18 protein-coding genes are annotated in these 18,760 nt (G+C 71.3%); 9 read left to right on the plus strand and 9 right to left on the minus strand.

The window, feature by feature from the left end; translation table 11 throughout:
- Positions 1–93: 93 nt before the first annotated feature.
- The 3 genes from BZB76_RS16735 to BZB76_RS16745 form a co-directional block, all read right to left on the minus strand.
- Positions 94–1,779 carry a ribonuclease J gene (locus BZB76_RS16735; protein WP_121435263.1) on the minus strand — a complete coding sequence of 562 codons (1,686 nt, stop codon included), beginning with the start codon at positions 1,777–1,779 and terminating at the stop codon, positions 94–96.
- Positions 1,776–2,714, minus strand: coding sequence for a 4-hydroxy-tetrahydrodipicolinate synthase (gene dapA, locus BZB76_RS16740; RefSeq protein WP_121435264.1), 939 nt, complete (start codon positions 2,712–2,714; stop codon positions 1,776–1,778). The genes BZB76_RS16735 and dapA overlap by 4 nt, the downstream gene beginning before the upstream one ends.
- Positions 2,715–2,949: 235 nt before the next feature.
- Positions 2,950–3,981: a glycoside hydrolase family 18 protein gene (locus BZB76_RS16745; RefSeq protein ID WP_246006990.1), complete on the minus strand. Its 1,032-nt coding sequence runs from the start codon at positions 3,979–3,981 to the stop codon at positions 2,950–2,952.
- A 221-nt stretch (positions 3,982–4,202) separates the two neighbouring features.
- On the opposite strand from BZB76_RS16745, the gene BZB76_RS34810 reads away from it, so the two are divergent.
- Positions 4,203–4,379, plus strand: a complete 177-nt coding sequence (locus tag BZB76_RS34810) for a hypothetical protein (RefSeq protein WP_170180651.1) — start codon at positions 4,203–4,205, stop codon at positions 4,377–4,379.
- Here BZB76_RS34810 and BZB76_RS16750 read toward each other — a convergent pair.
- On the minus strand, positions 4,348–5,448 hold the full coding sequence (locus BZB76_RS16750) for a DMT family transporter (RefSeq protein ID WP_121435265.1): 1,101 nt from the start codon (positions 5,446–5,448) through the stop codon (positions 4,348–4,350). The genes BZB76_RS34810 and BZB76_RS16750 overlap by 32 nt on opposite strands.
- Between BZB76_RS16750 and BZB76_RS16755 the strand changes: the two genes are divergently transcribed.
- The 5 genes from BZB76_RS16755 to BZB76_RS16775 all read left to right on the plus strand — a co-directional run bounded on the left by BZB76_RS16755 (position 5,447) and on the right by BZB76_RS16775 (position 10,649).
- Positions 5,447–6,847, plus strand: a complete 1,401-nt coding sequence (locus BZB76_RS16755; RefSeq protein ID WP_121435266.1) for an aminotransferase-like domain-containing protein — start codon at positions 5,447–5,449, stop codon at positions 6,845–6,847. The genes BZB76_RS16750 and BZB76_RS16755 overlap by 2 nt on opposite strands.
- Positions 6,848–6,871: 24 nt before the next feature.
- On the plus strand, positions 6,872–7,426 hold the full coding sequence (locus BZB76_RS16760; protein ID WP_121435267.1) for a CGNR zinc finger domain-containing protein: 555 nt from the start codon (positions 6,872–6,874) through the stop codon (positions 7,424–7,426).
- A 77-nt stretch (positions 7,427–7,503) separates the two neighbouring features.
- Positions 7,504–8,043: a GNAT family N-acetyltransferase gene (locus BZB76_RS16765; protein WP_121435268.1), complete on the plus strand. Its 540-nt coding sequence runs from the start codon at positions 7,504–7,506 to the stop codon at positions 8,041–8,043.
- A 48-nt stretch (positions 8,044–8,091) separates the two neighbouring features.
- Positions 8,092–9,780 carry an MFS transporter gene (locus tag BZB76_RS16770; RefSeq protein WP_246006991.1) on the plus strand — a complete coding sequence of 563 codons (1,689 nt, stop codon included), beginning with the start codon at positions 8,092–8,094 and terminating at the stop codon, positions 9,778–9,780.
- Positions 9,781–9,782: 2 nt separating this feature from the next.
- Positions 9,783–10,649, plus strand: a complete 867-nt coding sequence (locus BZB76_RS16775; protein WP_121435270.1) for a 1,4-dihydroxy-2-naphthoate polyprenyltransferase — start codon at positions 9,783–9,785, stop codon at positions 10,647–10,649.
- Here the strand turns inward: BZB76_RS16775 and BZB76_RS16780 are convergent.
- Together BZB76_RS16780 and BZB76_RS16785 are read right to left on the minus strand one after the other, a co-directional pair.
- The gene (locus tag BZB76_RS16780) at positions 10,613–11,635 is read right to left on the minus strand and encodes a hypothetical protein (protein WP_147449449.1); all 1,023 of its coding nucleotides are present in this window, start codon (positions 11,633–11,635) and stop codon (positions 10,613–10,615) included. The two genes, BZB76_RS16775 and BZB76_RS16780, sit on opposite strands and share 37 nt — an antisense overlap.
- 91 nt (positions 11,636–11,726) lie before the next feature.
- Entirely contained in the window at positions 11,727–12,419 is a 693-nt protein-coding gene (locus BZB76_RS16785; protein WP_121435272.1) for a uracil-DNA glycosylase, read from the minus strand.
- Between the two features lie 115 nt (positions 12,420–12,534).
- Between BZB76_RS16785 and modA the strand changes: the two genes are divergently transcribed.
- The 3 genes from modA (at position 12,535) to sigJ (ending at position 15,022) form a co-directional block, all read left to right on the plus strand.
- Entirely contained in the window at positions 12,535–13,314 is a 780-nt protein-coding gene (gene modA / locus BZB76_RS16790) for a molybdate ABC transporter substrate-binding protein (RefSeq protein WP_121435273.1), read from the plus strand.
- A gap of 76 nt (positions 13,315–13,390) precedes the next feature.
- Positions 13,391–14,074 carry a Uma2 family endonuclease gene (locus BZB76_RS16795; RefSeq protein ID WP_121435274.1) on the plus strand — a complete coding sequence of 228 codons (684 nt, stop codon included), beginning with the start codon at positions 13,391–13,393 and terminating at the stop codon, positions 14,072–14,074.
- A gap of 75 nt (positions 14,075–14,149) precedes the next feature.
- A complete protein-coding gene (gene sigJ / locus BZB76_RS16800) occupies positions 14,150–15,022 on the plus strand; it encodes an RNA polymerase sigma factor SigJ (RefSeq protein WP_121435275.1) in 873 nt (290 codons plus the stop codon).
- 6 nt (positions 15,023–15,028) lie between these two features.
- Here the strand turns inward: sigJ and dapB are convergent, their stop codons facing one another.
- The 3 genes from dapB to BZB76_RS16815 all read right to left on the minus strand — a co-directional run bounded on the left by dapB (position 15,029) and on the right by BZB76_RS16815 (position 18,747).
- Positions 15,029–15,766 carry a 4-hydroxy-tetrahydrodipicolinate reductase gene (dapB, locus tag BZB76_RS16805; RefSeq protein ID WP_121435276.1) on the minus strand — a complete coding sequence of 246 codons (738 nt, stop codon included), beginning with the start codon at positions 15,764–15,766 and terminating at the stop codon, positions 15,029–15,031.
- 39 nt (positions 15,767–15,805) lie between these two features.
- Entirely contained in the window at positions 15,806–16,429 is a 624-nt protein-coding gene (locus tag BZB76_RS16810; protein WP_121435277.1) for an FMN-dependent NADH-azoreductase, read from the minus strand.
- A 1,013-nt stretch (positions 16,430–17,442) separates the two neighbouring features.
- On the minus strand, positions 17,443–18,747 hold the full coding sequence (locus BZB76_RS16815; protein ID WP_121435278.1) for a M16 family metallopeptidase: 1,305 nt from the start codon (positions 18,745–18,747) through the stop codon (positions 17,443–17,445).
- Positions 18,748–18,760 lie beyond the last annotated feature (13 nt).

Genomic DNA, 18,760 nt, shown 5'->3' on the forward strand with positions numbered 1-18,760 from the left:
GGTCATGAGAGTAACCAAGGACCCAAGAGGTTCCAGGGATGCGGGCGGGGCGTGTTGACACGTCCGCCCGCGTCCCGTCGGAACCGTGGACCGCTACACCTCGACGACCACGGGAACGATCATCGGGCGGCGGCGGTAGTTGTCGCTCACCCACTTGCCGACCGTACGGCGGATGAGCTGGCTGATCTGGTGCAGGTCGTTGACGCCGTCGCCGGCGGCATCCCGCAGCACGCCCTCGATCCGCTCGATGACCTCTTCGAAGTCCTCGTTGACGATGCCGGCGCCGCGGGCGTGCACCTCCGGTCCGGCGACGACCTTGCCGGACGTGGAGTCGATGCCGACGACGATGGACACGAAGCCCTCCTCGCCGAGGATGCGCCGGTCCTTCAGCGACGTCTCGGTGACCTCCCCGACCGAGAGGCCGTCGACGTACACGTATCCGGCGGGCACCGCTCCGACGATCTTGGCGCGGCCGTCGACGAGGTCGACGACGACGCCGTCCTCGGCGATGACGATGCCTTCCTCGGGGACGCCGGTCAGCGCGGCGAGCTTGGCGTGGGCGCGCAGATGCCGCCACTCGCCGTGGATCGGCACGAAGTTGGCCGGTTTCGTCACGTTCAGCACGTACAGCAGCTCGCCCGCGGGCGCGTGCCCGGACACGTGCACGAGCGCGTTGGCCTTGTGCACGACGCGGGCGCCCCACCGGGTGAGGCCGTTGATGACGCGGTTGACCGCGTTCTCGTTGCCGGGGATCAGCGAGGACGCCAGGATCACGGTGTCGCGTTCGGTGATCCGGATGGAGTGGTCGCGGTTCGCCATCCGCGACAGCGCCGACATCGGCTCGCCCTGCGACCCGGTGCACACCAGCACCAGCCGGTCGCCGGGGATGTCGTCCAGCTCCTTCTGGTCGACCATGATGCCGTCGGGGACGTCGAGGTAGCCGAGTTCGCGCGCCACGCCCATGTTGCGGACCATCGATCGTCCGACGAAGCAGACCTTGCGGCCGTTGGCGACCGCGGCGTCGAGGACCTGCTGGACGCGGTGGACGTGCGAGGCGAAGCAGGCGACGATGAGCCGTTCCTGCGCGGTGCGGAACACCTCGTCCACGACCGGGCCGATGGTGCGCTCGCTGGTGACGAAGCCGGGCACCTCGGCGTTGGTCGAGTCGGACATCAGCAGGTCGACGCCCTCGGCGCCGAGCCGCGCGAAGCCGGGCAGGTCGGTGAGCCGTCCGTCCAGCGGAAGCTGGTCCATCTTGAAGTCGCCGGTGTGCAGGACGAGCCCGGCGGACGTGCGGACGGCGACGGCGAGCGCGTCGGGGATCGAGTGGTTGACGGCGAGGAACTCGCAGTCGAACGGTCCGAAGCTCCGGCGCTCGCCCTCCACGACCATGTCGGTGACGGGTTTGATGCGGTGCTCGGCGAGCTTGGCCTCCAGCAGCGCGAGCGTCAGTTTCGAGCCGACCAGCGGGATGTCGCGGCGCTCCCGCAGCAGGTACGGGACGGCGCCGATGTGGTCCTCGTGGCCGTGGGTGAGGATGACGGCCTCGATGTCGTCGAGCCGATCCCTGATGTACTCGAAGTCGGGCAGTATCAGGTCGATTCCGGGCTGCTCGGTCTCGGGGAACAGGACGCCGCAGTCGATGACGAGCAGGCGACCGCCGTGCTCGAACACCGTCATGTTGCGACCGATCTCCCCGAGCCCGCCGAGCGCGACGATGCGCAGGCCCCCCTCGGGCGGCTCGGGCGGGTCCGAGAGCTCCGGGTGAGGATGACTCACCGGGCGCCCTCCGAGATCGCGACCTCCGGCACTTTGACTCCCCCTATCGTCAGGTCTTCACGCAGGCGCGCCGCGAACTCGGGCGTGGCCTCCACGAGCGGCGCGCGGAGCGGGCCGCCTCCGGGGAGACCGAGCAGGTTCAGCGCTGCCTTGACGGCGATGGCGCCCTGCGTACGGGTCATGATGGCGGCGACCACGGGCAGCAGTCGCCGGTGGATGTCCAGCGCACGCGCGGTCTCGCCGGCGCGATACGCATCGATCATCTCATGCAGTTCGACGCCGACGACATGTCCGATCACGCTGACGAACCCGGCCGCGCCGACCGACAGCCAGGGCAGGTTCAGGTTGTCGTCACCGGAGTACCAGACGAGGTCGGTCTCCGCCATGACCATGGACGCGCCGAACAGGTCGCCCTTGGCGTCCTTGACGGCGATGATCCGCGGGTGTTCGGCGAGCTGGATGAGCGTGTCGTTCTGGATCGGCACCCCGGCGCGGCCCGGGATGTCGTACAGCATGGCCGGCAGGTCCGTCGCGTCGGCCACCGCGGTGAAGTGGCGGATGAGGCCTTCCTGCGGAGGTTTGTTGTAGTACGGCGTGACCACCAGCAGTCCGTCCGCGCCCGCGGCCTCGGCCTGCCGCGCGAGTTTCAGGGTGTGCTCCGTGTGGTTGGTTCCGGCACCGGCGACGACCACGGCGCGGTCGCCGACCGCCTCGATGACCGCGCGCAGAAGCTGCTGTTTCTCGTCGTCGCTCGTGGTCGGCGACTCGCCCGTGGTCCCGTTGACGACGAGGCCGTCGTGGCGCCGCTCGTCGACCAGATGGGTCGCGAGGCGCGCGGCGCCGTCATAGTCGACGCCGCCGTCCGGCAGGAACGGGGTGACCATAGCGGTCAGCATCCGCCCGAACGGAGCGTCAGGTGTTGTGCTGGGTGCCATGCATCGAACGGTACCGTTCCGGCCGTGTCAGGTGGACCCGCAGGTCCCAGTGACCTTCACCCGAAACGGGCGCCGCGCCGGCGCGCGGGCGAAGGAATGTGTGGAGGAAGCCGCCGCCACACGCTCGGGGGTACGCGTGGCGACGGCTCCATCTCCACATCGTCGCACGCAAATGGGGCGTTACGGGGTCAGTCCGGCCACTTCCCGGACTCGGTTGGATAACGTGACCCATTGGTCATGTTCGTGCACCGGACGCGGCGGTTCGGGGGAGCCAGGCGGCGCGATAGCGCGCCCATTCGTCCGGCCCGGTGGTCCAGTCCGCGTACACGCCGACGCCGTAGGGACGTTTCGGCGGGCGTTCCAGATCGTCGATGCCGCGTCTGACGCCGCGCAGCGCGACGTCCAGATCCTCGGCCCAGTGCACCAGGGGACGGTACGTGGGGACGCCGATGAAGACGGTCGTGCGGTCGCCGATGAGCTCCAGCGTCGTGCGGGTGTGCCGGGCGAAGTGCCATCCGGCCAGCGCTTCGGTCGGCAGCGCCGTGTCATAGGTCATGATCGCGACCTGGTCGGCGAGGTCCGCGACGGCGCGCAGAAAGTCGCCGTTCGGACGCGGCGGCTCGTGGTACCTGCCGCCGCGCGGCAGCAGGGCCTTGTAGACGGGTTGGGCGGTCTCCACCAGCGTCGCCTGCTCCAGCGCCACCGACAGCAGCCGTCCCCGGGACCGGGTGAGCTCGCGGGTCTGCCGCATGAGCGTCATGAACGCGGCGTCGTCGGGGTAGATCGGTTCGAAGTCGTAGTGGATGCCGTCGAACCCGAGGTCGAGGAAGGCCGCGTCGGTCTTGAGCACCCGCGCGCGGACCTTCGGGTCGTCCAGTTCGATGACGCCGTCGCCGTCCACGATCCGGATCTGTCCGAGATACGCCTGGGCGCGCACGCCGGGCGCGTACCTGCGGACGGCCTCGATCAACTGCCGCGCGTAGCGGTACTTGTGCGGTGGCACCGTCCCGTCGGCCTCGAACGGCCCGGTGTGGAAGTACACGTCGGTGATGCGGTTGCGGCGTAGCCGTTCCCCGAGTTCGCGGTACTCGGCGTCGGTGTGCGGCTCGCCCACCCACTGGTGCCGGGCCCACAGGGCGTTCACCTCGGTGCCGCGCGCCTCCGGCTCCTGCTGCCACCACACCCACGCCCCGGCGAACGCGAGCGCGACGAGCCCGAGCACGTAGGCCACGGTCCAGCCCGTCCAGCGCAGGATTCTGCCCGGCATCCCACGAACCCGCCCGCTCTTCGCCATCCCGCAATGATCCCGGATCGAACGGGCGAAGCGGACGCGTCGCACCGTGTTCGGCCCTCGCCCGGCCCTTCCGCCGCCCATGGAACGATCATGATTGGGATGTGATCGCGCGCCGCGCGCCACGACGGTTGACATCGGGGGAACCCTGTGATGACAGAGGTCCAACCGTCCATCGGGATGGAGGTCGAACCGACATGCGAGTACGACCGGATCAGGCCGAACCACGACCGCTGATCAGCACCCGTGCCCTTGTGATCATCCTGACGGCGGTCGGCGCCGCCGTCCTCGCCGCCCTGGCCCCGCGGGCGGCGATTCCGATCGGGGTGGGCGTCGGGGTCGTCACGCTCCTCGCCCAGATCGTCCGGGACTGACCTCGGGCGCCTTCGACGGAGACGGATCCGGGAACGGAGACGGAGCCGGGGACGGAGACGGAGCCGGGGACGGAGACGGAGCCGGGGACGGAGACGGAGCCGGGGACGGAGACGGAGCCGGGGACGGAGACACGGACGCGGGCACCGGGCCCGGGGCCTGCCGGACGCGGGCGCGCTGGGTCAGGGCCACGCAGACCAGCACCGCGACGGCCGCGAGCGCGGTGGTGGCGTCGATCCGTTCGAAGAGGAGGATCCCCGACCAGACCAGGGTCAGCAGCGGCTGGCCGAGCTGGAGCTGGCTGGCCCGCGCGATCCCGGCCCGTGCCAGGCCCTCGTACCAGGCGAAGAAGCCGATGTAGGCGGAGAAGGCGGAGACGTAGCCGAAGCCGAGGACGGCGCGTCCCGTCCAGTCGGGCCCGGTCGTGGCGAGCAGCCACACGGTGACCGGGACGGTGACGGGCGTGGCCAGCACGAGCGCCCAGGAGATGACGCGCCAGCCCGGCATGTCGCGGGTCAGCCGCGCGCCCTCGGTGTAGCCGGCCGCCGCGGCGAGGAGCGCGCCGAACAGCAGCAGGTCGGCGGGCGTGAGGTGGCCCGCGCCGCGCAGGAGCGCGAAGCCGGTGACACAGACGGCGCCCGCCGCGCCCGCGAGCCAGAACGCGCGGGACGGCCGCTCCCCGGCGCGGACGGCGCCGAACACAGCGGTGGCGGCGGGCAGCAGCCCGACCACGACGGCGGAGTGGGAGGAGGACGCGCCGTGGTCGAGCGCGAGCGTGCTGAGGACCGGGAAACCGAACACGACACCGACCACGGCGACCGCGAACGCCGGAAGCTGGTCGCGACGCGGTGGACGGGCCCGCACCGATAGCAGTGCGATGGCGGCCAGAACGCTCGCGGCGGCGGCGCGGCCGACGCCGATGAGGTAGGGGTCGAGGCCCTCCAGCCCGAAGACCGTGCTGGGAAGGGTGAAGGAGAAGATCAGGACACCGATTCCGGCGAGCCAGAGGCCCGATCCGAGACCGGCGACCGCTATCGGCTCGGGAACAGTAGCGCTACTGTGGTCTCTCATGAAACACGATAGCAGTGCGATCGCGCTTGCCGACGCGCTGCGTGCCGACGTCCGCCGGATGAGCCCCGGTGAGCGGCTGCCGTCGAGCCGGAGCCTGGTCGAGCGGCACCGGGTCGGCCCGGCGACGGTGTCGCGGGCGCTGGCCCTGCTGGCCGCCGAGGGCCTGGTGGTGACACGGCCCGGCAGCGGCGCGTTCGCCGTGGGGCGCCGCGAGACCGTCACCGAACCGGCCGACTTCGGCTGGCAGGCCGTGACGCTCGGCGACAGGTCCGTCGACTCGGCCGGGGTGTCGTGGCTGCTCACCCCGCCGCCGGAAGGCGTGGTCGCGCTGAGCGGCGGCTACCTGCATCCGACGCTGCAGCCGACGCGGGCGCTCGCCACGGCGGCGGCGCGGGCGGCGCGGCGCCCGGACGCCTGGGAGATGCCCAGGCTCGGCGGGATGCCGGAGTTGCGCGCCTGGGTGGCCCGCACGGTCGGCGGCGCGGTCTCCCCCGCCGACGTGGTGATCACCAACGGCGGGCAGCAGTCGCTGACGACCGTCCTGCGGGCGCTGCTCCCGCCGGGCGCGCCGCTGCTGGTCGAGTCGCCGACGTACCTGGGCGTCCTCGCCATCGCGCGGGCGAGCGGGCTGCATCCGGTGCCCGTCCCGGTGGACCAGGACGGGGTCCGGCCCGACCTGCTGGCCGAGGCGTTCGCGATGAGCGGGGCCCGGGTCTTCTACTGCCAGCCCGCGTTCCACAACCCGACCGGGACCGTGCTGGGCGAGGAACGGCGCGCGCGGGTCCTCGACATCGCGCGCGCGGCGGGCGCCTTCGTGATCGAGGACGACTTCGCGCGGCACCTCGGGATCACCCCGCCCCCGCCGCCGCTGGTCGCGCGGGACACCGACGGGCGCGTCGTGCACATCGCGTCCCTGACGAAGGCCACGGCGCCGAGCCTGCGCGTCGCGGCGGTGACCGCCCGCGGCCCGGTCGCCGAGCGGATCCGCGCGACCCAGCTCGTCGAGGAGTTCTTCCCGGCCAGGCCGTTGCAGGAGACGCTGCTGGAGCTGGTCAGCTCGCCCGGGTGGCCACGGCATCTGCGCGCCGTCCGCGCGGCCCTGCGCTCGCGCCGGGACGCGCTGCTCACCGCCCTCGCCCGGGAGCTGCCCGAGCTGCGGGTGAACCGGCCGGGCGGCGGGCTGCACCTGTGGGCGCGCCTGCCGGACGGCGTCGACGACACCGCCCTCACCGAGGCCGCCCTGCGCGCCGGTGTCCTGGTCAGCGCCGGACGGCCGTTCTTCCCCGCCGAGGCCCCCGCCCCGCACCTGCGGATCAGCTACGGGACGGCGGCGTCGGAGGCGGAGCTTGTGGAGGGCGTCCGGCGTCTCGGCGCCGTCCTGCGGTCACGACTAGGCTGAGATCGCGAACAGGCGGGAGGGGTGATGGCCGACGCTCGGGACGACCCCGCGCTGCTGCTGAGGGACTTCGTCAACACGCTCAACGTCGAGGAGGGCGCGGACGAGCTCGCGACCCCCGCCGCGCTCGCCGGATGGCTCGCCGGGCGCCGTCTCGCCCCGGCCGGCGCGACGGCCACCGACCTCGACCTGGCCACCGCGATCACGCTCCGGGAGGGCCTGCGCGCGGCGTGGACCGCCCACCACGCGCCGCGCCCCGCCGACCTTCCGGCCGACCTTCCCGACGATCTGGAGGACGCCCTGGCCGCGCTGCCGCTGCGGCTCACCCTCTCCGGAGGGTCTCCCGGGCTCGTTCCCCTCGATCCGCCCGCGACGTCCGCCGCCGCGCTGGCCCGACTCACCGCCGCGATCATGGACACGGTCGCCGCCGGGACGTGGCCGCGGCTGAAGGTCTGCCAGGAGGACACCTGCCGGTGGGCGTTCCTGGACACGTCCAAGAACCGGTCCCGGGCCTGGTGTTCGATGAGGGTCTGCGGCAACCGCACCAAGACGCGCGCCTACCGGGCCCGGCGCAGAGCCTGACCGTGCCCGCCGCCGGCCCGCAGCGCCGCGGGCTCTAGGGTGGGCGATGATCCCCGAACGAGAGGACGTGCCACGTCATGGCCGATGTCGGAGTGCGGCCCGCGCGGCGTGCGGACGCCGCCGCGGTCGCCGACGTCCAGGTGCGGGCGTGGCGGCACGGCTACCGCGATCTGCTGCCCGCGGACGTCCTCGCCGAGGTGACCGCGCCCGCCGCGCTGGAGGTGTGGCGGGACAGGTGGGCGGACGCGGCGACGGCGCCGCCGAGCCCGCGGCACCGGCTGCTCGTCGCGGTGGCGTCCGACCTCGTCGTCGGGTTCGCCGCGCACGGACCGGCCGAGGACCCCGACCTCGACCCGGAGCGGACCGCCGAACTGATCACGTTGCTGGTCGACCCGGCGCACGCCCGCGCCGGGCACGGCAGCCGGCTGCTCGCCGCCACCGCCGACCTGTTGCGCGAGGACGGCTTCGTCACCCTGATCACCTGGGTGTTCGAGGACGACGAGGTGACGCGGACGTTCCTCGGCTCCGCCGGATGGGCGCCGGACGGCACGTCCCGGACCCTCGACATGGGCGAGCCCGTCCGGCAGATCCGCCTGCACACCGACATCAGCGGTTGAGCAGGGGCCGGTGAGGGCCACTACGGTCCCGGCCATATCTTTGAGTCCGTGCCCGAGTCCACCTCCCTGTCGCCGCCGCGTGCCCCGGCGGCCGAACCCGCCTCCGGAGGCCGCCGCCGCTGGCTCGCCATGGTCGTGATGAGCCTCGGCGTCTCCCTGGTCGTGGTGGACGCGACGATCGTCGGGGTGCTGCTGCCGCAGATCGTCACCGAACTGGGCCTGACGACGTCCGACGCCGAATGGGTCACCTCGGTCTACGCGCTGGTGTTCGCCGCGCTGCTGATCCCGTTCGGGCGCGCCGGTGACCTGTTCGGACGGCGCCGGATGTTCGTGCTCGGCGTGGGCGTGTTCGCGGCGGCGAGCGTCGTCGCCGCGCTCGCGGGCGCCGGTTCGGCGCTGATCGGCGCGCGGGCGCTCCAGGGCGTCGGCGCGTCGATGATCCTGCCCGCGACGTTGTCGACGGTGCACACCGTGTTCACCGGACGGGACCGCGCCGTCGCGTTCGGGATCTGGGGCTCGATGATCAGCGGCATGGCGGCGCTCGGCCCGCTCGCGGGCGGTGCCCTGGCCGCCGGGGGCGGCTGGCGCTGGGCCTTCGCGATCAACCTGCCGCTCGGCGCGGCGTTGATCGTCGGGGCGCTGCGGTTGATGCCCGAGACCCGCCAGGGCCTGCCCGCGAACGCGCGGCGCGACATCGACTGGACGGGCGGGCTGCTGGCCGCGCTCGGCCTCGGCGCGCTGGTCTGCGGGATCATCGAGGGGCCCGGCTACGGCTGGTGGGCCGTGACGCGTCCGTTCTCGCTCGGCGGGTTCGACTGGCCGGAGTCGGGGCTCTCGCCCGTCCCTGTCGTCCTCGCGCTGGGCGTCCTGCTGCTCGCTGCGCTGGTCGTCGTCGAACGGTCGCGGGCGGCGGCCGGACGGGCCGTGATGCTCGACCTCGACCTGTTCCGCATCCCGAACTTCCGCCGGGGAAACCTGGCGTCGGCCCTCGTCAACGTCGGAGAGCTCGGGCTCCTGTTCGTCCTGCCGCTGTTCCTGCTCGGCGTGCACGGTACGTCCCCCCTGCAGATCAGCGTCGCGATCCTGCCGCTCGCCGTGGGCGCGTTCCTCTCCGGCGGCTACGCGGGCAGGCTCGCCGACCGGCACGGTGCCCACCGTGTCGTGCAGATCGGGATGGTGCTGGAGGTCGCCGCGGTCATCGCGCTGGGCCTCACCGTGTCGGCGTCCACGGGCGGGCTCGGGCTCGCGCCGTGGATGCTGCTGTACGGGTTCGGTCTCGGTCTGACGTCCGCGCAGCTGACGAACGTGTCGCTGGCGGACGTCCCGCACGCGCGGGCCGGGCAGGCGTCCGGCACCCAGTCCACGGCCCGGCAGGTCGGCGCCGCGCTCGGCATCGCCGCCGTCGGGACGGTGTTCGCGACGAGCCTCGGACACGCCATGACCGACCGGATCTCCGGCTCCGCGCTGCCTCCCGAGGAGCGCGCCGCGATCGTCCACGACCTGCGTCAGAGCGCCGGGACCTACGGGCGCGAGCTGCACGCCACACCCGCACGCGCCGCCGAGGCGCGCGCCGCCGACGCGAGCCTCGCCGTGGCGACCAGGCACGCCGCGCTCGCCACCGCCGCGATCCTCACGCTCGGCCTCGCCATGACGTTGCGGCTGCGTCCCGGCGGTGATCGCCGTACGGCAGAATCCGGAGGGACAACGCCCCTGTCAGCCCAGGAGAACAAGCGGTAACCGTGGCCACGCTTTCCCAATGGGTCGCCGGATCCCGGCCCCGCACCCTGCCCGCGTCCCTCGTCCCCGTCGTCGTCGGCACCGGTGTCGCCGTGGGCGAGGGCGGCGCCGTCTGGTGGCGCGCCGCGCTCGCCGGGTTCGTGTCCGTCGCCCTGCAGGTCGGCGTGAACTACTCCAACGACTACAGCGACGGAGTTCGCGGCACGGACGAGGCCCGCGTCGGCCCGCTCCGTCTCGTCGGGTCGAAGGTCGCGCCGCCGAGACAGGTCCTCGCCGCCGCGCTCGGCTGCTTCTTCGCCGCCGCCGTCGCCGGGCTCGTCCTCGCCGCCGTGACGACCTGGTGGCTGCTGCTCGTCGGGGCGGCCGCGATCCTCGCGGCCTGGTTCTACACGGGCGGGAGCACCCCGTACGGCTACCGGGCGCTCGGCGAGGTCTCGGTGTTCGTCTTCTTCGGCCTCGTCGCCGTCGTCGGGACGACGTACGTGCAGGTGGAGGGCCTGCCGTGGGAGGCGTGGGCCGCCGCCGTCCCGGTCGGGCTGCTGGCCTGCGGGCTGCTCGCCGCCAACAATCTGCGTGACATCCCCACCGACCGCGAGGCGGGAAAGCGGACCCTCGCCGTGCTGCTCGGCGACCCCTGGACCCGTGTCCTGTACGCGGCGTGCACCGCGCTGCCGTTCATGGTCGTCCTGGCGCTGGGGGCCCCGCATCCGTGGGCGCTGATCGCGCTGCTCGCGGCGCCGCTGTCACTGCCGCCGACGCAGAAGGTGCTGGGCGGCGCGACCGGTCCCGCCCTGATCCCCGTGCTGGGCGAGACCGGCCGGTTGCAGGTCGCCTACGGCGCGCTGCTGGCGGTGGGCCTGGCGCTCTGAGCGTTCGCGCCCCGCTCGGCGAGCAGGACGGCCCCGGTGACGCCCATGAGCAGCCCGGCGAGCAACCCGCACAGGACCGTCAGGTTCAGCGCGCTCGTCGAACTCGAGTCGAGGAACTCAGGCCGGCTGAGCACCGTGATGAGTTCGTACAGCGACCAGGTGAACGTGGCGCCCGTCCCGATCCAGGCGCCCGCCAGCGGCCCCACGAACCGCGCCGGACGGCGGCCGCGCTGGACGATCAACAGCAACGCCACCGCTCCCACGACCGCCATCAGGCCCGTCACGCCGTCGATCGTCTGGTGGGCCGGCCCCCGACGGGCGAGTTCCTCGGCGCGGATTCCGGCCGTCCCGCCGAGCGCCCAGTAGAACTGCACGGCCGCGAAGACGGCGGCGAACACTCCCGCCGTACGCGCCATGAGCACCTGCAACCCGTGTGTCGCGCCCCGGGCGACGTCCCTGGTGCGGACGGTGAACACGTCCGGCCACCGGTCCCTCGCGTACAGGAGGAAGGCGACGAGCAGCCCGACCCCCTGCACCGTGAACCCCGTGTACACGACGCCGTACACCCAGGTCTGTAGCTCGTCACCGGCCCCGGACTGGGTCAGCGGCTCGTCGGAGTACAGTGTCTGCACGGTGACACCGATCGGGACCGCCAGGCCGATCGGCGCGAGCAGCCCCGCGCCGATCCAGATCGGGGTCAGCACCAGCCACGCCGGAACCCGCCGCCCCCAGGGGAAGGTGAACGCCAGCGCGACCAGCACGGCCACCGCGTCCATGCCCATGGTGATCGCGTTGCCCACATAGAGCGCGGAGGACTTGGCCGCCTCCACGTCGTTCCAGCCCACCGTGCTGCCGGACAGCCAGGCGAGCTTGATCGTGAGGTAGGGGACGCAGGCGGCGACGGTCACCGCGCACACGGCCGGCCGAAGACGCCCCGGCTCCCGGCGCGCGGTCGACGCCCACCGGTTGAGAACTGAAACGGTCATGCCCAGAAGATGGCGCGGCGAGCCCCGCGCCATCTTCCCGCCGCCGGGTGAAATGAACGCCGTCACTCCCCCGCGAGGGGGAGGCGAACACTCAGGGCGCCGCCGTCTCCGCCCCCCAGTCGATCTCCGGGAGACCGGCGTCGACCAGTGCCTTGTTCACGGCGCTGAACGGACGCGTCCCGAAGAACTTCTTGGCGCTGAGCGGACTCGGATGCGCCGACTCGATCACGGTGTGCTGCGGCCCGGTGATGAGACGCGCCTTCTTACGGGCGTAGGCGCCCCACAGCACGAACACCACGCGTTCGGTCTTGTCGTTCAGCGCCCGGATCGCCGCGTCGGTGAAGTCCTCCCAGCCCTTACCGGCGTGCGAGTTCGCCTCACCGGCCCGAACGGTCAGGACCGCGTTGAGCAGCAGGACGCCCTGCGACGCCCACCGGGTCAGGTCGCCGGATTTCGCGACCGGCACGTCGAGATCGGTGGCCAGTTCCTTGTAGATGTTGCGCAGCGACGGAGGCAGCCGGACCCCGTCGCGCACGCTGAAGCTGAGCCCGTGCGCCTGGCCGGGCCCGTGGTAGGGGTCCTGCCCGAGGATCAGGACGCGCGCACCGTCGAACGGGCAATGGCGGAACGCGCTGAAGAGGTCCTCGCGCGGCGGGTAGACGGTCTGCTGCGCGTACTCCCCCGCGACGAACGCTCCCAGCGCGGCGGTGGCGATCGGGTCGAGCAGCGGATCGAGCCGCTCCCGCCAGCCGCCGGGCAGCATTTCCATCAGGTCGAGGGACATTGGTTTCGGGCCTCCGAGGACGTGATCGCCAGTGCGGCTCACCCTAGCCCGCGGCACTGACACGCCAGGGCGGAAATCCGGGAGCGAAACCCTCCCGACCCTAGGATGAAGCCATATGCCCGATTCCCCCCGTCGGCGGCGGCTCCTCACGTCCGTTCCGCTCACCGCGCTCACCGTCCTCGCCGTCGGCACGGGCTGCGGCGGCTCGTCCGGGCCGACCACGCTCACCGTCCTCGCCTCCTCGTCGCTGACCGAGGCGCTCGACGAGATCGGCACGGCCTACCACCACAAACACCCCGACGTCAGGCTCCGCTTCGAGTTCGGCGACGCGCCCCGGATCGCCGCCCGGCTGTCCGGCCACCATCCCGGCGACGTGGTGGTGACGGCCGACCATGTGAGCCTGAACGACTCCGACGACGCCCTCACCGGACGGCGCAGGACCATCGCGCACACGTCCCTGACCATCGCCGTCGCAACCGGCAACCCGCACCGCCTCCGCGGCCTGGACGACCTCACACGCCCCCGGCTGCGCGTCGCGGTCGGCGCCGACACCGTCCCCGTGGGCCGCTACACCCGCCAGGCTCTCGCCAAGGCGGGACTGACCGTCCGGTGGAACTCCCAGGAGATCAGCGCCCGCGCCGTCCTGGACCGCGTCCGCTCCGGCGAGGCGGACGCCGGACTCGTCTACGTCACCGACCTGCGCTCGGCGGGGGTCGCCGTGAGCAGCGTCCCCATCCCGGCGGACCAGAACGTCACCGTCACCTTCCCCGCCGCCGCCATCGGAGACAGCGACCACAAAGAGACCGCGAGCGCGTTCGTCTCATGGCTGGTGACCCCGGCCGCCCAGAAGCTACTCAACAAGTACGGCTTCGCCACCCCCACCTCCCCCCAGTAAGGCTCACCAGAGCCGATCACCGAATCCGGGTACGCTGACTACACACGGTCCTCTACGATGCCGGGAGCCGAACGTGATGGAGGAATCACCCAAAGTGAGCATTGTTGCCGCTGCCCACCGCTATCACGAGCTCCCCGACACCCCCTACAACCTTTGGATGCGGGACGAACTCGCCGATGCACTGGAACTCCCCCACGACGGCACTCGTGTCGAAATCATCGGTGGGGAGATGATCGTGTCACCAGGGCCTGACTATGGCCACAACGCCGTCATCCGCAGCATCCAGCAGCGATTCTTCGCCGCGGAACTGACGGACCCCTCGTTCCCATGGCGCTGCATCACCACCCAGGACGTGAAGCTGAGCGACATTCACGATGGCTACATTCCCGACCTGTGCGTGCTGAGCGTGGAGAACGACAAGCAAGCACGGACTGCGCAGCTCAAGAAGCTGCCTCCCCGGTCGCTGGAACTCGTCGTCGAAGTCACCTCGCCGAACAACGCGTTCGTTGACCGGGAACCTCGTCGCCGCCATCCCGCTCTCACGAAATGGATCGGGTACGCCCGTGTGGGCGTCCCGTACTACCTGCTGGTCGATCGCGACCCGCGGGAGGCGCGAACAACGCTGTTCGCCGAACCCCGAACCGGCGACGGCGAGTATCGACAGGCCGTGAGCTGGGATTTCGGGGAGCCCATCAAACTTCCCGAGCCGTTCGGTCTGGGGATTGCCACGGACGAATGGGAGCCGTGGCAGCGGAGCTGAGGACTTCTCCGGGCCCTGTCACATCCCCTCCGTGCGATCCGTCAGTGCTGTGACGTGACCGGCGAGGGGGATGTGATGGAGCAGCGCGAGTTCCTGGCGGACGAGTTCGAGAAGCACCGGGTGCACCTCAAGGCGGTGGCCTACCGGATGCTCGGCTCACTCAGTGAGGCGGAGGACGCCGTCCAGGAGGCGTGGCTGAGGCTCAACCGCTCCGACGCGGACGGTATCGACAACCTGGGCGGCTGGCTGACCACGGTCGTGGGCCGCCTCTGCCTGGACATGCTCCGCTCCCGTACCGCACGCCGCGAGGAACCCCTGGAGGAACGCCTCCCGGACCCGATCATCGGCCCGGCGTCCGGTGTCGACCCCGAGCACGAGGCGCTCATGGCCGATTCGGTCGGCCTCGCGCTGTTGGTGGTCCTGGAGTCCCTTACTCCCGCCGAGCGGCTCGCGTTCGTTCTGCACGACACCTTCGCCATACCGTTCGAGGACATCGCCCCCATCGTCGGACGGACCCCGGCCGCGGCGCGGCAGCTCGCCAGCCGGGCCCGCCGCCGCGTGCGGGGCGCCGCGCCCGATCCCGAACGCGACCGGGCCCGCCAGCGCGAGGTCGTCGACGCGTTCCAGGCGGCGGCGCGCGGCGGCGACTTCCAGGCCCTCCTCGCCGTCCTGGATCCCGACGTGGTGCTGCGCGCCGACCTCGGGGCCGGCGGCCGGAAGGTCGTCCGCGGCGCGGAGGCCGTCGCCGGTCAGGCCCTCCTGTTCCGCCGGGTGGGCGGCGAGTCGCGGCCCGCGCTGGTCAACGGCACGGCCGGGATGATCGGGTCCATCAACGGACGGACGACGTCCGTGCTGTCCTTCGTGATCGTGAACGGCAGGGTGGCCGCCATCGACATCCTCGCCGACCCCGACCGTCTGGCCGACCTCGACCTCAGCGTCCTCGACTGACCGGGGTCACAGCCCGAGCAGGGTCTCGATTCCCAGGGTGAGGCGGTCGAGCTCCCCGACCTTGCGGACGGCGAGAAGGACGCCCGGCATGAACGACTCGCGGTTCATCGAGTCGTGCCGGATGGTGAACAACTCACCGTGCCCGCCGAGAACGACCTCCTGATGGGCGACGGCACCGGACATGCGGACCGCGTGGACGCGGACCCCGTCCACGTCGGCGCCGCGCGCGCCGGCGATCTCGGACGTGGTGGCGTCCGGGGACGGTGCCACCCCGGCCTCGGCACGGGCGGCGGCGACGAGTTCGGCGGTGCGGTAGGCGGTGCCGGACGGGGCGTCGGCCTTGTTCGGATGGTGCGTCTCGACGATCTCGACGGACTCGAAGAACGGCGCCGCCTTCTGCGCGAAGTGCATCATCAGCACCGCGCCGATGCCGAAGTTGGGGGCGATGATGACATTGCCCGCCGAGTCGTCGGTCAGCCAGGACCGGACCGTGTCGACCCGCGACGGATCGAACCCGCTGGTACCGACGACGGCGTGCAGGCCGTGCTCGACGCACCACTTGAGGTTGTCCATGACGACGCCGGGGTGAGTGAAGTCGACGACGACCTCGGCGACGGCCAGCTTGTCGAGCGCGTCACCCTGGTCGACGGCGGCGACGAGCTCCATGTCGTCGGCCCCCTCCACGGCACGGCACACCTCGATGCCCATCCGGCCCCGCGCGCCCAGCACCCCGACCTTGATCACGTGTGTTCCTCCCGGTTGGCGTCCCGCCGAGCCTATCGCTCAGAAACGCTTGCCGAGCTCTCGCGCCTCGGCGTGGGCGGCCCGGCGCCCGGCCTCGGCGTCGGCGGTCGCCAGGTTCGGGCGGAACGTGACGGTGCTGATGTCGTCGATCCCGGCCCAGCGCAGCCACCCGTCCAGGAACGGCGCCTGATGGTCGGCCCCGAACGCGGGCGGCCGCCCCTCTCCGTAGACGGCACTGGTGTAGACGACGGCGGCCTTCTTGCCGCTCAACAGACCGCTGTAGCCCTTCTCGGGATCGAAGGTGAACACCCACCCCGGCTGGGACACCACATCGACGAACTGCTTCAGGATGTACGGAACGCTCGTGTTCCACATGGGAACGCTGAACAGGTAACGGTCATAGGAGTCGAAGCGCTCGAAGACCCTGCGAAGGGCCTCCCAGGCGGCGGCCTGCTCACCGGACAGCTCGTTCCCCGCGAAGACGGCCATCTTGGCCCCCGCCGCCGCGGGCCCGAACTCGGGGAGCGTGCCGTCCCACAGGTCGTAGTGGTCGACGACATCGCCATGAACGTCGCGGTAGGCGTCCACGAACACCCCGGCGAGCGCCAACGACTCCGACGCGATCCCCCGCGGCGAAGCAGAAACATGCAGCAGACGAGACACGAATACCCCTCCAAGAATACGGACCAAGGTCCACTTGCCGATGAAGGAAGATTAACGGACCCCAGTCCGCTTAGCAAGCCGCACGTCCCCGCCATGGTCGCCAAGGACTCCCACCCAGAGACTGAAACCCGCCCCAAGAACCTGACGGGCCAACGAGCCGACGCAAAACCTGAGCGCGCAACGACGAAGGCCCTCAGACCGGCAGTGAGCACAGATGGGCAAGTTGGTGACACCAGGGAGGCGCCGACCTCAGCCCGTCACCGCAACCCGCAACAACCCCAGCCGTTGTGATCGCGTCCGAAGGCAGGTTCGAGCCTGCGAGAACCTGATCGCGCAGCGAGCCGCAAGGCGAGCCGAAGCGATGCCAGCGATCACACGCAGTCCACGACGATGGAGGGCCGCCAGGCCCGAAGGAGGAGTGCACTGCAATAAACACAGCGACCCCAGCCCGCCTCCGCAACCCCGCAACTACCCCAACCCCTGCGATCGCGTCCGAAGGCAGGTTCAAGCGAAGCGAGAACCTGATCGCGCAGCGAGCCGCCAGGCGAGCCGAAGCGATGCCAGCGATCGCCCGCAGTTCACGACGATGGAGGGCCCCCCGGGCCCGAAGGAGGAGTGCACTGCAATAAACACAGCGACCCCAGCCCGCCTCCGCAACCCCGCAACTACCCCAACCCCTGCGATCGCGTCCGAAGGCAGGTTCAAGCGAAGCGAGAACCTGATCGCGCAGCGAGCCGCCAGGCGAGCCGAAGCGATGCCAGCGATCGCCCGCAGTTCACGACGATGGAGGGCCCCCCGGGCCCGAAGGAGGAGTGCACTGCAATAAACACAGCGACCCCAGCCCGCCTCCGCAACCCCGCAACTACCCCAACCCCTGCGATCGCGTCCGAAGGCAGGTTCGAGCTTGCGAGAACCTGATCGCGCAGCGAGCCGTAAGGCGAGCCGGAGCGATGCCAGCGATCGCATCAATTTTTCGACGATGGAGGCCCGCTAGGGCCGAAGGAGGAGAAAAATTAAATAGACACCGGCCCTATGACTGTGAGGGCTTGGGGGGTGGTGAGGATTTCCTGGGCGACTGTGCGGACGTCGTCGAGGGTGACTGACTCGATGCGGGCCAGAACCTCGTCTACGGGTAGGAGGGACTCGTAGACCAGTTCGCTCTTGCCGATGCGGCTCATGCGGGAGCCGGTGTCCTCCAGGCCGAGGACCATCGCGCCGCGGAGTTGGCCCTTTCCGCGTTCCAGTTCTTCGGCGGTGAGGCCGGTGGTGACGGCCTTGTCGAGTTCGTCGCGGCAGATGGAGAGGACCTCCTCGGCCTTGGCGGGCTGGCAGCCCGCGTAGACGCCGAAGATGCCGGAGTCGGCGTACTGGGCGGTGTAGCTGTACACCGAGTACGCCAGGCCGCGCTTCTCGCGGATCTCCTGGAAGAGGCGGGACGACATGCCGCCGCCGAGTGCCGCGTTCAGGACGCCGAGGGCGAAGCGGCGGTCGTCGGTGCGGGAGACGCCGGCGCCGCCGAGGATGATGTGGGCCTGTTCGGTGTCCTTCTCGATCACGACGCGGCGGGGGTCGATCGGGACGGCGGTTCCGTCGAGGCGGGGCGGGGCGGGTTCGGCGTCGCCGGTGAGGTGCGGTTCGAAGGCGCGGGTCACCAGGCCGACGACCTCGTCGTGGTCGATGTTGCCCGCCACCGACACCACCAGGTTGGACGGGACGTAGTGCCGGAGGTAGTAGCCGTGGATGCGGTCCCGGGACAGCGCGTTGATGGAGTCCTCGGTGCCGAGGATGGGACGTCCGAGGGGGGTGTCGCCGTACAGGGCGGTGGCGAACTCGTCGTGGATCAGGTCGCCGGGGTCGTCGTCGCGCATGTGGATCTCTTCGAGGATCACGCCGCGTTCGGCCTCGACGTCCTCGGGACGGTTCACCGACGCGGCGACCATGTCGGAGACGACGTCCACGGCGAGCGGCAGGTCGGCGTCAAGGACCCGCGCGTAGTAGCAGGTGTACTCCTTCGCGGTGAACGCGTTGAGGTCGCCGCCGACCGCGTCGATCGCCGCGGAGATCTCCAGGGCGGATCGCCGTTTCGTGCCCTTGAAGAGCACGTGTTCGAGGTAGTGGCTGGCACCGGCGTCGGCGGGGGCCTCGTCGCGGGAGCCGACCGCGGACCAGATGCCGAACGCGGCGGACCGGACGGTCGGCATCGTCTCGGTGATGATCCGCAGTCCGCCGGGCAGGATGGTGCGGCGCACCGCGCCGGCTCCGTCGGTGTGGATCGTGGTGGTGGTGCCGGGCTCCTGCGCCCTCGCCGGCAGGGTCACGTGTCGCTCACAT

Origin of the sequence: Actinomadura pelletieri DSM 43383 (assembly GCF_003634705.1) — a bacterium.
Classification (GTDB): domain Bacteria; phylum Actinomycetota; class Actinomycetes; order Streptosporangiales; family Streptosporangiaceae; genus Spirillospora; species Spirillospora pelletieri.

Excerpts from the sequence above, each read along its gene's own strand:
- BZB76_RS16750 (WP_121435265.1), bottom strand. The coding sequence starts at position 5,448 with ATGAGAGACCACAGTAGCGCTACTGTTCCCGAGCCGATAGCGGTCGCC.
- sigJ (WP_121435275.1), top strand. The coding sequence starts at position 14,150 with ATGGAGCAGCGCGAGTTCCTGGCGGACGAGTTCGAGAAGCACCGGGTG.
- BZB76_RS16765 (WP_121435268.1), top strand. The coding sequence starts at position 7,504 with ATGGCCGATGTCGGAGTGCGGCCCGCGCGGCGTGCGGACGCCGCCGCG.
- BZB76_RS34810 (WP_170180651.1), top strand. The coding sequence starts at position 4,203 with ATGCGAGTACGACCGGATCAGGCCGAACCACGACCGCTGATCAGCACC.
- dapA (WP_121435264.1), bottom strand. The coding sequence starts at position 2,714 with ATGGCACCCAGCACAACACCTGACGCTCCGTTCGGGCGGATGCTGACC.
- BZB76_RS16755 (WP_121435266.1), top strand. The coding sequence starts at position 5,447 with ATGAAACACGATAGCAGTGCGATCGCGCTTGCCGACGCGCTGCGTGCC.
- BZB76_RS16780 (WP_147449449.1), bottom strand. The coding sequence starts at position 11,635 with ATGACCGTTTCAGTTCTCAACCGGTGGGCGTCGACCGCGCGCCGGGAG.
- BZB76_RS16760 (WP_121435267.1), top strand. The coding sequence starts at position 6,872 with ATGGCCGACGCTCGGGACGACCCCGCGCTGCTGCTGAGGGACTTCGTC.
- BZB76_RS16745 (WP_246006990.1), bottom strand. The coding sequence starts at position 3,981 with ATGCCGGGCAGAATCCTGCGCTGGACGGGCTGGACCGTGGCCTACGTG.
- modA (WP_121435273.1), top strand. The coding sequence starts at position 12,535 with ATGCCCGATTCCCCCCGTCGGCGGCGGCTCCTCACGTCCGTTCCGCTC.
- BZB76_RS16785 (WP_121435272.1), bottom strand. The coding sequence starts at position 12,419 with ATGTCCCTCGACCTGATGGAAATGCTGCCCGGCGGCTGGCGGGAGCGG.
- BZB76_RS16795 (WP_121435274.1), top strand. The coding sequence starts at position 13,391 with ATGGAGGAATCACCCAAAGTGAGCATTGTTGCCGCTGCCCACCGCTAT.